Origin of the sequence: Paenibacillus sp. 2TAB23 (genome assembly GCF_052115165.1) — a bacterium.
In the GTDB taxonomy this organism is placed as follows: Bacteria; Bacillota; Bacilli; order Paenibacillales; family Paenibacillaceae; genus Pristimantibacillus.
On the sequence record NZ_JBFRGD010000009.1, the window covers coordinates 17,654 to 29,513 of the forward strand.

8 protein-coding genes are annotated in these 11,860 nt (G+C 50.0%); all 8 read right to left on the reverse strand.

Annotated elements, in window-relative coordinates; genetic code table 11:
* Nucleotides 1-3: 3 nt before the first annotated feature.
* The 8 genes from AB4Z29_RS14500 to AB4Z29_RS14535 all read right to left on the reverse strand — a co-directional run bounded on the left by AB4Z29_RS14500 (nucleotide 4) and on the right by AB4Z29_RS14535 (nucleotide 11,677).
* Nucleotides 4-657, reverse strand: coding sequence for a chromate transporter (locus AB4Z29_RS14500; protein ID WP_441943755.1), 654 nt, complete (start codon nucleotides 655-657; stop codon nucleotides 4-6).
* 531 nt (nucleotides 658-1,188) lie between these two features.
* Nucleotides 1,189-1,536, reverse strand: coding sequence for a hypothetical protein (locus tag AB4Z29_RS14505; RefSeq protein WP_441943756.1), 348 nt, complete (start codon nucleotides 1,534-1,536; stop codon nucleotides 1,189-1,191).
* A gap of 78 nt (nucleotides 1,537-1,614) precedes the next feature.
* Entirely contained in the window at nucleotides 1,615-2,586 is a 972-nt protein-coding gene (locus AB4Z29_RS14510) for an ABC transporter permease (protein WP_441943757.1), read from the reverse strand.
* Nucleotides 2,579-3,490, reverse strand: coding sequence for an ABC transporter ATP-binding protein (locus tag AB4Z29_RS14515; RefSeq protein WP_441943758.1), 912 nt, complete (start codon nucleotides 3,488-3,490; stop codon nucleotides 2,579-2,581). The genes AB4Z29_RS14510 and AB4Z29_RS14515 overlap by 8 nt, the downstream gene beginning before the upstream one ends.
* Nucleotides 3,487-4,281 carry a GDSL-type esterase/lipase family protein gene (locus AB4Z29_RS14520; protein WP_441943759.1) on the reverse strand — a complete coding sequence of 265 codons (795 nt, stop codon included), beginning with the start codon at nucleotides 4,279-4,281 and terminating at the stop codon, nucleotides 3,487-3,489. The genes AB4Z29_RS14515 and AB4Z29_RS14520 overlap by 4 nt, the downstream gene beginning before the upstream one ends.
* Nucleotides 4,282-4,314: 33 nt before the next feature.
* Nucleotides 4,315-5,043 (reverse strand): uracil-DNA glycosylase family protein, encoded by a 729-nt coding sequence (locus AB4Z29_RS14525; protein ID WP_441943760.1) that lies wholly within the window; start codon nucleotides 5,041-5,043, stop codon nucleotides 4,315-4,317.
* A 30-nt stretch (nucleotides 5,044-5,073) separates the two neighbouring features.
* Complete coding sequence (locus tag AB4Z29_RS14530; RefSeq protein WP_441943761.1) at nucleotides 5,074-6,855, reverse strand: glycerophosphoryl diester phosphodiesterase membrane domain-containing protein; 1,782 nt, start codon at nucleotides 6,853-6,855, stop codon at nucleotides 5,074-5,076.
* Nucleotides 6,856-7,105: 250 nt separating this feature from the next.
* Nucleotides 7,106-11,677 (reverse strand): rhamnogalacturonan lyase family protein, encoded by a 4,572-nt coding sequence (locus AB4Z29_RS14535; RefSeq protein ID WP_441943762.1) that lies wholly within the window; start codon nucleotides 11,675-11,677, stop codon nucleotides 7,106-7,108.
* Nucleotides 11,678-11,860 lie beyond the last annotated feature (183 nt).

The following is an 11,860-nucleotide window of genomic DNA, read 5'->3' on the forward strand; positions in this document are numbered from 1 at the left end:
TCTTCAAATAAAATATTCAGGCTCCAGCAAAGTCTTCGTACTGCTCCCAGCTTTCTCCGTGTTTACGCTGAGGCCGACCAACTCCTTGCCCCTTACGATGACCAAACCTATGACTAATCCGAAAAGAATCACAAATAGCGGATTCTTGTGCAGCAAAAGCATGGCGAATAGCGCCGCGGCCATTACGCATGCTGTAGAAATGTCAAATACCGATATCTTGGCCATGCGATAGGCTGCCATTAAAATCATTGCAATGACAGCAGCATGAATGCCTCTAAGCGCAGCTTCCACCTTAGGTTCATTGCGCAAATAAAGATACGCATAGCTAAGTAAAATGACAATAAGAAATGTGGGCAGTGTCAGGCCTGCAATGGCAGCAATGGCACCTGTGATGCCCGCTTTCCGATAGCCGATGAGCGCAGCCGCATTCACGGCTACTCCTCCCGGGGCTATCCCTGCCATAGCGAGCATATCTGCCATTTCCACCTCTGTAAACCATTGGCGCTTTGCAACGATTTCCCGTTCTATCAGGGGCATCATCGCATAACCTCCGCCAAAACTAGCGGGAGCGATTTTGAAAAATGCGAAAAAAAGTTGACCCGATTGTCTAATTGTTGCAAGGAAAGTTTTCACTATGACCGCCCCTTTCCCATTCATCTTATCATCTTTAACCCATTTTGGTGTAAAGTTTTTTTTATGATAGAAATCAATTACATTTATTAATGCTTATTTTTAGCAATCCCATAACACCACCCTGTTTACTATTGAAGTAACTGCTGTCTAGGACAAAACACTATAAGATCTACAAGATGGGATTGGATTCTGGTCGCCATTATCATAAGTATCAACGCAGTATCTACGCCGCCTGCCACTGACTTGATCATGGCAAATTATATCTCTGATTGCCTACGGAAATGAGTAGCACATGCTTAGTTTCTTCCTCCAAAATACGCTATTCACACGAAAAAAGGCGCCTTCGCCATCCAACGGCAAAAGCACCTTCTTTTAATTTTTTAAATTTCGTCGTTTTTCGTTGTGACTCATATTGATTCATATTGATTCATATTGATTCATATTGCTTCATTGTGACTCATATTGATTCATATTATATTCGTTTTAAATCCTAATTCATTCACTCTTAAATCCTTACTCATTCACTACAACTACGCTTATACGCAGCTCATGCTCTTACTTCTTATCCACCTGAAGCAATCGCACGGTCTTTGTTGCGTACGTATCCTTTATCCGCTCCTCCGTAATGACATTCAGCTTGAGCAGACTCGCGATTTTGGACGTATCGGGCTTCGACAGCATCCGCCAGAGCTCGGGATCAGGCAGCGCTTCATACAGTTTATTCTCATCGAATTCCTTGCGCTCCTGTACCACAATCTTAACCTTGTGGCTGCCGATCTCCAGCTCTCCCGCCTCCTGCTCAGTCAAATAAGCTAATATTTGATTGCGCAGGTCAGAGAGCTCCTGCTCTATTTCTTTTTGCTTTTGTTTTTGCTGATAATATCTGCGTACAATCTTGTCCATGTCGATCACGCTCCTCTTCTACTACATGCATATGAAGAGAGCCGGCCATTTAGGACAGGACAACATCGCCAAATACGGTTAATAAATGTCTTTTCGCATGAAAACGGTAAAGGAAACGAGCAGCGAGCCCAGCATCCATACGGCCAGCACGGACAGCGAGAAGCCCAGCGTCATGCCGTCAATCGGAGGCGCCGAGCCGCTGACATAATCCATCAAGCCGAGATTGACCATGAACAAATATTTGGCCGACTCCCATGAGGACACCATGTTGCTTAGAATAGCTCCTGATATTAAACAAGCCAGCATTGTACCCATGCCTGCCGCGCTGCTCCGCATCAGAATGGACAGCATGAACGACAGCGTGCCGACAACGACGGAAATAAACCAAGCGAGCCCGAACTGCTGGATAATATATTGCCACTGGGATACGAGGCGCACGCCTGAAATATCCAGCTCCCCGCCTTGCGAGGAGAAGCCCGTCAATACGGGAGCCGCCCAGCCTTGGTTGCCGAACATGACGGCAGAAACGATGTACGAAAGGGAGCCAAATAAAAAAATAACGACCGAGACCGATAAAATAAGCGCGATATATTTGCTCAATAGAATTTTGAATCGGCTCACCGGACGGGTTAGAAGCAGCTTAATGGTGCCCATGCTTCGCTCGGACGACACGATGTCTACCGCGATAATCATGACGAGCAGCGGCAGGAACAGCTCCGCGGAGTTTTGCACGAACCCTCTAATAAAGGTTGGAGCACCCGGCTCCGAGGGATTCACGTCATTGTCCAAATAATACTGGGATTGCTTGATTTGAATCTGGATTTGCTCGCGCCACTGGCCCGCGCTGCTGAGCCGATTCTGCATATCGACGATTTGCTGCTGCAGCTCCGTGCGCCAGTCTACCGTGCCAAGACGCTCCCGAATGGATTCGGCTTCCTTCGCCTGTGCATAGGTGAACATCGACAGCAATACGACGATGATGATGGCAATGACCACGAAGCGGCGTTTCCCAACCAGCTTTGTCATTTCATTCTGAACCAGATTAATCAATCGACTCGCCTCCTGTCAGCTCAAGGAACAGATCCTCAAGCGCCGGCAGCTTGCGGTTCATCTCCAGCACGCTTACTCCGCCTTCAACCAGCCTTCGATTCCATACTCCAACCTCATGCTCATTATACGGCGTTGTGACCGTATCATCTGTTTCATTGATAATGGATGCAAGCTCTCGCAATATCGCTTTGCCCTGCCCAATCGGCGCCAGTCGCCAGACGAGCCGCTCTTCACTCGACAATAGCTGCTGCACCGAATCGACGCGAATGATTTCGCCTTTTGAAATAATCGCAACCCGGTCGCACATCAACTGAATCTCATGAAGCAAATGGCTCGATACGAGCACCGTTAGCCCTTCCTCTTCCGCCAAAAAACGGATAAAGGCGCGCATCTCCCGAATGCCGGAGGGATCGAGTCCATTCGTCGGCTCATCGAGAATGAGTACATCCGGCTTGCCCAGCAGCGCCTGAGCAATGCCAAGACGCTGCCGCATCCCTAGCGAATACGTGCTTACCTTGTCATTCATGCGATCCTGCATGCCGACCAGCCTCACAACCTCATCAATCCTAGCCTGCGTAATCCCGCTTATCATCACCGCGAAATGGCGCAGATTGTCCATGCCCGTTAAGAATGGATAGAGCTCCGGGTTCTCGACAATGCAGCCCAAATGCCTCATCGCCTTCGTAAAATGCTTCGCAATATCCAGTCCGCATATATGTATCGTGCCTGAGGTCGGCTTGATCAATCCGACCAGCATTCGAATCGTCGTCGTTTTCCCCGCGCCATTCGGCCCTAGAAAACCGAATACTTCTCCGCGTTTTAGCTCGAAGCTCAAATCCTTGATAATCGTCCGTTTGCCAATGACCTTCCGCAGCCCCTGCACCGATAATGTAATGTCGCTCATCGTCGTCCTCCTTCTCCGGCTCCGGCAATTAATGCGGCTACCCGTTCCGCCATTAGCGCGTATCCTTTTTCGTTCGGGTGGAAATGATCCGTAAACAAAAAGTCGTTTACATTCTGCTGGAACAGATCGTACGTAGGAACATAAACGGTTTTAGCATCCTTAGCCAGCAATTCAGCCGCTTTGAAATTCCAGCCTCGAACGACGCCGGACAACAGCTCCCCGTTCTCAAATTCGACGAATGGATTATATAAACCAAGCAAATACACCGTTGCTTCCGTATTCACTGCACGCACGCCATCGAGAATGGTCTGCAGCTGCAGAAGATAAGCATCCTCGAGGCCTGTAATACTCGCTTCTGAGACATCGGACAGCGTCTGCCCGCCCAGAAAGAGGTCATTGCCCCCAATGGTCATAAGGATAATATCCGCTTGTCCAAGCTGGCGTCCGATTTCCTTCTCCTTCATTTGCTCAGCGAGAAGCGGCGCGGTTAATCCTTTAATGCCCAAGTTGATCAATGATATTTCCTTGCCCGCTTCTTTAAGTCGATCGCTCACATAGCCGACATACCCTTTACCTTCAATATCGCCCGTGCCTCTCGTTAAGGAATCGCCCAACGCGACGATTTTCAGCACGCTGGTCTCGTCCGCCTGCTCCTCCTCAGCGGAAGACAAGGGAGCCGAGCTAGGCGTACCAAGCATATAATCCTTTAACGTCCAGCCTAATCCGAACAACCATAACAGACATGTTAATAGCGCAAAAACAGTTATAAAACGAACCCTTTTGCTGTGCATCCTCCATCATTCCCCGCTTTCCAATATGAACCTCTAGCTGCCAAACCAGTCGTTAACCTTCCGCTGCATCGTTTCCTTGTGCTGCTCGAACTGCTTTTTGCGGTGGCCGTTGGCACCCGAAGGATGCGGCATATCAAACAAGCAGCGTTCTCCGTTTAACCAGTCCTTTGAGACAAAGGCTTGTACAACCTCCGATACGGCTTTGCCGAGGGGAATGATTAGTGCATCCTTCACCTCCTGAAGCTCTGGCAGAAGGATGTTCTCGGCGTAAAGGTAGAGCAGCTCCGATTTCAGAATTGACGGGCTATGCCCGGTATAGTTTTTCCCCTGCTGGAACACCGGATAGCGAATGGCTGAGGTCGTATGCAGCAAATCTCTCCGTTCCTCGAACAACGCGCGGCAGCTCGTTATCCCCAGTTGATTCGAGAGGGCAATTCCATCAAGCATCTCGATTAGATTGCTTCTCATCGAGCCCGCAAAGCTCCCAAGCTTCTTAGCCCGCTGATCAATGCGTGCAAGCGGGACTCCGCTGAGCAGATCGTCGCGCGCGCTCCGTATCGCGATCTCCATCTGGGTGAAGCCAGGCGTAATGCCGATGATCATGACCTTCGCCTCGGCATTTACATATTCATACGGCACGTAATAAATGGACATATTCGGCTGCTCGTCAAGGAGCAGCTCCTCCACAAACAGCTGCTCCTTAGTCAAGCTGCCTCGAGGGAGCGACATGAGGAACGCTTTGTATTTTTCGATTTGAGTCATCTGCTCCCTCTCCCTTCCCTAACCTCGCCATTACATTTTAACCTCTACTAAATTATGGGCGCGTGCCGGATAATCGGTAATAATGCCGTCAATCTCGAATTTAAGCACTTCCCTTAAATTCCGCTCGCTGTTCACCGTCCACACCCATACCTCTCGGCCTTTTTTATGCGCGCGCTCAACAAATGCCTCGGTCAGCATCACCTGCTCAATCGTGTAGAAATCCACGTCAAGCAGGGAAAGATCACCCACCGCGAAATAAAGAATTTGCCCGATCTTGATATCTGGATTCAGTGATCTTATCTGCTGCAGCGTCTGCCGATCGAAGGATTGAATATAACAATCCTGGATCATATCGAATTGTTCAATCAACGTGACGACCGACTTAGCCAGCTCCTCGCCAGCGCCATATGGCTTCAAATCTATGATCAGCTTCGCTTTTCCCTGCACCTCCGCCAATACTTCAGCCAGCATCGGAATCCGGTCGATTTCATCGCCTTCTTCGCTGCCCGGTCCGATGCTTAGCCTTGCTACCTCATCATAGCTTAATTCGCTCACCTGCTTGGATACGCCAGCCATACGCCGCAAATTATAGTCGTGGTGAAGAACGACAACACCATCCTTCGTCAGCTGGACATCGATTTCAACGGCATCAATGCCCTGTTCAACCGAGCTTCTGACTGCTCGAAGCGAGTTCTCCGGCGCAGCCATGGAATCGCCGCGGTGCGCCGATAAGAGCACGCTCCATTTGACATAAACCAGATTATCATTCGCTGCATAGCTGACTACAAGTGCCAATGCCAAATATATCGCCGTTACGGTGAGGTATAAGACACGCGTACGGCTTCTTCTCTCTAAGTAGTCAAACAAACGCTTCTCTAGCGGTCCGAACCAACGGCTCTTATACAAGCGAAGCTGATCGAACGGTTTAACGCCAGGCTGACGATTGAACTGGTAATACAGTCTGGTGAGGAAAATCATATTAATGGGCACGAGCAGCAGCGTAAACATATAAGTAAGGACGGTCGAAAGCGTTAATGAATATTGATTCGTGATGACCTTCAACACATTGTTGTCAAGCCAAGAAGGCAAATACGCGATGGATGAGATGGTCATAAAGCCGAGTGAAAATACGAGCGCATTGAGCAAAAATAAATTAATGAAAATCGACAGCCTTTTGCCCTTCGTCAGCACCAGACTGCTTCTGATCGCCGCGCGAATGGATTTATTCTCGATCATAATGAAGTGAAGAACAAAAATCCAACGCAGCACGGTGTACAATCCAGCCAATAACAATGCGCCATACAACGCGAGCATCATCATTGATGAGCTCATAATGCGGCTATTGAAGAAGATGGGAACGTTAAACTGTGCGTAAAGGGAAGCTGAAAGCGGTGAATCGATGAACGGGAAAATAAACAGCAAGAACAACACGAGCTGGATAATACCGAATCCAAACAGCTTGGGGGTTTGCCGAAGCGTCGTTAGAATCGCGTCTGAGATGAGCACCTTTTTCCCAAAATAATGCTGCTGGGCGATCGTGATAATGACGCCGAATTCAATAAACAGCACGAGCATCGCCACGAAGCAAATGGCAATTAATCCGCCGACGCCAGCATAGCTGAGGCCGATTTTGTAAAACTCGCCGTTCAGCACCGAGCCCGAACCAACCACCCGTATTATCCGGTTAAATATAAATGAGATAATCGGGATAATGACAAAGCTGGTAAGCAGCATGAACAAATATTCGAATACCAAATGTTTTTTGTACGTGTCTCGGAAATCCCGAATACTTCGACCCAGCCGTTGAAGCATGGACATTCATCCTATTCGTTTAGTTGTCTAAGGCATAGAGGCAAACGGCATATCCAAATGTCTCCACTTCCTATTATAGCGATGACCCCACCCCCGCGTCGAATCGACGCCTGAAACAGTAAAAAGCACCCAGCTTCTTCGCAGTGAAGAAGCTGGATGCTTGATGCTTTACCTACTGTCATGACAGAGTTATGACGCTTTCCTCTAGGAAGCCGAGGAGGTGCAGTAGAAATGTGGTTCTCCGCTATTTCTAAGAAATCGAAAGCTGAATCAGCTTGTGAATGATGACTGCAGCCTGCGCCCGAGTCGCTGTATCCTTAGGAGCGAATAGGCTGTCGCCTACTCCTTGGATGATACCTGCTGCCTGCATAGCCTTTGCCGCATCCAAAGCATAAGCGTCGATGGCTGCTTCATCCGCAAATGCTGTACTCGGCGCCACGCTGCCAAGCTTCAGCTCCAGCTGCTGTGCTGCGCGAAAGGCCATGACCGCCATATCCTGTCTCGAAATCTTGTCATTCACGCCAAAGCTGCCATCCGCTTTGCCTTGCACGATCCCAAGCTTCTGAGCGGCAGCGATCGAGCTGTAATACCAGCTTCCCTGCTGCAGATCGCGAAGCGTGCTCGTTTCATTGGCGTCTGCAAGATCGAACGCATGCATGAGCATTTTCACAAATTCCGCTCTCGTCACATACAGTCCGGGCTTAAAGATTTCATTCCCAACTCCATTGATAATACCTCTAGCAGCAAGCGATTCGATACTGTCCTTCGCCCAGCTTACATGACCGATATCCGAAAAGGCTGCTTTCGCGTTTGAGATCGTATATTGGCTGAAATGGCTCGGAGCAAATACAACCTTGCCGGATGCCTTCTCGTATGCTCCGTTTTTAACAAGTTGGAGCTTGCCTTGCTCATCCATGTGATAAACGACGACAAAATTCGGATTCTCGCCAGCTGCCAGTACATAATTCAGCTCCACCTTTAGGCTGCCGCCGAAATCATCGATTTTCTTGCCGCCCACAAGCAGATTCAAATCATACACGGGCTGCGCGGCTGCCGTGCTATTGGCTTCCTCAGGTCGTGCAGCTGCTTCAATGATGCGAACCGACAGCTCGAGCTTTGCCGATTCGTTCGTCACGAGTGATTCGAACAGCTTCTTGTTGATCGTTATTTTGGCAAGGCCCAGCCGCACCTCGAACTGATCAATCGCTTTGACGATGCTGTCCTTTAAAGACTGTACAGGCATACTGACTGTAACTGTTTTGGCTGTTTGATTAGATATAACCTCAAGTAAAAGTGTATTTCCTACAACCGAGTCCGCAGCCTTAGCGATATCGGAGGCTTTGAAGTCAGCGAAGGCTTCCCCGTTTTTATCCGCTGATACGGTCAGCTTCACGTGCCCGGAGCCTACAGTTGTCGTCGGCTGCTCGGTTGAACCGCCGCTTGGCGTTTCCGTTGCCGCATTTTTGATCGTGTATGTCCATTCTCCAGCAACGCCAGAGCCATCCTTAGCCTGCACACTGACTTTCACCTTTCCCTGTGCAGCCGCAATCAGAAGCCCGCTCTCCGAGATCGTTGCGAGTGTCGTTGCCGAGCCGTCTTCGTTGTATACAGACCAAGTTACTGACTGATCCGTTGCAGCAGCAGGCGTAAATACGGGAGAAAGCTGAATATGCTGCCCGACGGACCATTCGTTGGACGGAGCGGAGATGCTTAGATCCACAGCCTTGATTGCATTCGTTCGAATATTCGGCTGAGACGGCGCTTCCATCCCCGAGCCTAAGAAAAAGCTCGTATGCGGCGGCTGGTTATAGCCTGTATTCTGCCAAGCGATACCCGTACGATAAATAGGATCATGCATCAAGGTAGGAATGCGGTGCTCGGTCACATGTGTCGTCGTATAGATCCGCAGCGCGCTGCTATCCTCCGTGCGCACGATGACCTCTTCTCGCCAGTCGCCAAGCAAGTCGGCTTGAAGCACCGGGTTGCCCTTTGTATCATTGTTTGAATAGGTTCCGGTGAACTTCTCGAGCGGAACAAGCGTATTATTCTCGTAATCCCACTTGTCGATTTTCGGAATGCCTACCCGCAACGTATCGCCCTGCCATTCATGATCCAGCAGCTCGCGGCTAAGATCGCCATCCCACCATATCGCGAAGTTGGAGCTCGGAATTTGATTGCCTATTTTTTCCCCTTGCGCGGTGAACAAGCCGCCGGTTGTGCTGTTCCATGCACCGTCGATAGCCCATCCTTCCTCACCCGCATAACGAGGATCAACATCCGCGGACAGTCCCCTGCCTGTATCAATTCCTGTTTGCAGTTGTCCCCGCAGCACTCTGCCCGTTCTAGCATCCTTGACATCAGCCGAGTATTTGACTGAGGTATCCTCCTGAACGGCAAAGAGCTCAAGACCTAACCGATTCGGATCCAAATCTCCCAGATGCATGGCGTCGCCATGACCGAGCCGGGAATTCCACAGCCCTTTCCCGTCATCGTCGATGGCCGTTGCACCCGTAATGATCTCGTCTTTGCCATCTGCGTCCACATCGGCGACACTAAGCTGATGATTGCCTTGACCTGCATAGCTTTCATTGCCTGGCGTTTTCGAATCGAACGTCCACAGCTTGGTCAGCTTGCCGTCCCTGTAGTTATATGCTACCAGCACCATTCGGGTATAATAGCCGCGCTGCATAATGACGCTCGGGCGTTCTCCATCCAAATACGCAATGGCTGCCAGAAACCGGTCAACGCGGTTGCCGTAGGCATCTCCCCAATCCGCGACATTGCCTCGTTCGGGCTCGTAGGCTTCCGTAGCCAGCGCTTTGCCCGTGGCACCTTCAAAGACAGTATGGTATTCAGGTCCTGTTAGAATATATCCGCCATCATTCCGGAAGTCCGCATTGGCATCGCCAATCACATGACCTTCTCCGTCAATCGTTCCATCCGCGGTTCGAAAGGTTACCTCCGCCTTGCCGTCACCATCCAGATCATAAACCATCACGTCGAGGTAATGGGCACCTGCACGGATGTTTTTGCCCAGATCGATACGCCAGAGCTGCGTGCCGTCCAATTCATAAGCGTCCACGTAAAAGTTGCCCGTGTAGCCGCTTTGGGAATTGTCTTTGGCATTGGTTGGATCCCATTTCAATACGATTTCATATTCGCCGTCTCCGTCCAAATCCGCGATGGACGCATCATTCGCGCGGTAGGAATATGCCTCCCCTTTAGGTGTCACGCCATCCGCAGGCTTCTGGATAGGCACATCCAGCGAGTTCGTATCCCATACGTCAACGGATTCCGATTGGCGCTGCTCGGTGCCGTCTACGACTGCCCGCACGAAATAAGTGGATGCTGAGCTTCCGCCCGCATCTTCGAAGTTCGTGCTCCCCGTAATTGGACTCGCATTGACTTTACCGCCGTCACGGTAAAGGTTAAAGCTGATCGAAGTCGGGTCCGTGCCGAGCAGCCTCCAGCCTACATACACATGACCAGCCTGCTGCACAGCCACTAAGCCGCGGTTCAAGCTTTCCATTTGCCGCGCAGCATGCTTGACGGGCACTGCAGTAACCGTCTCCCCGCTGGACTCGGTTATTTCTTCACCCTCATAGGCAAAAGCGCCCTTAATGACAAAGGTGTATGGCGTATCATTGGTTAAACCGCTAATCGCCGAGATATAACGTCCTTTTTCCACGGTGTCAACCAATACGAGAGATTGCTCATCGCTCTTGCGATAGATGCGTGCTTCAAGGTAGGCTGGATCCGCAGGCTCCTCCCACCCGAGCAGCACCTTGGCATCCCTGCCCTCCGCAGCAGGATAGTTCACGTTCGGTGACTTATCCAGCTTGTTGACCGTTACCTTGTACGTTTTGGCAATATCGCTATACGCATTGGATACTACGCTAACGTTGAAGCTCGTGGAGCTGCCGGTTAAAGCAACTGCCTGTGAAGCCCCGCTTTCCAGACTTGCAGCATCCACCTGGAGCGAAACGCCGCTCGGGTTGCTTGCTGCCGGGTTTACTTTTACCTCCGACACGTTATAAGGAACCTCAAGCGTATAGCTGCTCACCTTCGGGTCGAATGGCGGTTGAAGGCTCAGAGCGTTATCACCAGCTTGAATGTTCAGGCTATTCAAAGCCAAATCAAGTGCCGTGACCTTCACATTGGCCAAATGAAAAGCCCCGCCGGCATTTACAAAAAATCCGAAGCTGCTTATTCGCTCGCGCGCGCTGTAGAACGCATCCGGCCATACGACCGTCGAATCTGTCGTCATATCGGTAATGGATACCGAATATTTTTTTTGCGGCGCATTAAACACCATTTTGAACCGGTACCAATGGCTCGGATCATATTGCATTTGATTCTGGGCAGCGGCATTATGACGTTTAATGATACCAGCATCCAGCTGGTAGCGAAGCGCTGCCGCATTCGTCGCATTGACCTTGCCATCCATCACCCATAAAGTTCCGCCATTGTTCGATGGCATTCTGACATCGAATTCAATGACAGTCCCGCCGTCCTGTGCGGCAAATCGCTGCCCGAAATACGATGAACCGGTAGTTGCGTGGTGAATAGCCGCATATGTGGAGCCCGTCACCGTATCCGTCTGGAACTGTACAGTGGGAGCCGTTCCTTCCTTTGTCCAATTGTTGCCTACGCCTATCGCGAAGTCCTCATTCGTGTAGCTGCTGAAATCATCGGATATAAGCGCCGTATCCGCAGCTTGAACGGATGAAAGGTGAAGCGGCATTAGCAGTGACATAACCAGCATACAGCTGAGAAGCTTGGAAAAGAGACGCTTCCCATTCCTTTTACCTGTGTTTTGCATTTCGAAATGTACCTCCCTGGAAATCTGATTGTGCGTTCACGTTTCAAATTCGGTTGGTTCTTTTCAAGCCCGCTATTGCCTCCTCCCTTACGATGTAAGCGATACCATACCAATTATATGGAAATCTATGAAACAAACCATTTAAAAACTAGAGCAAACTGTTTAAAAAATAGAGTATTTTTC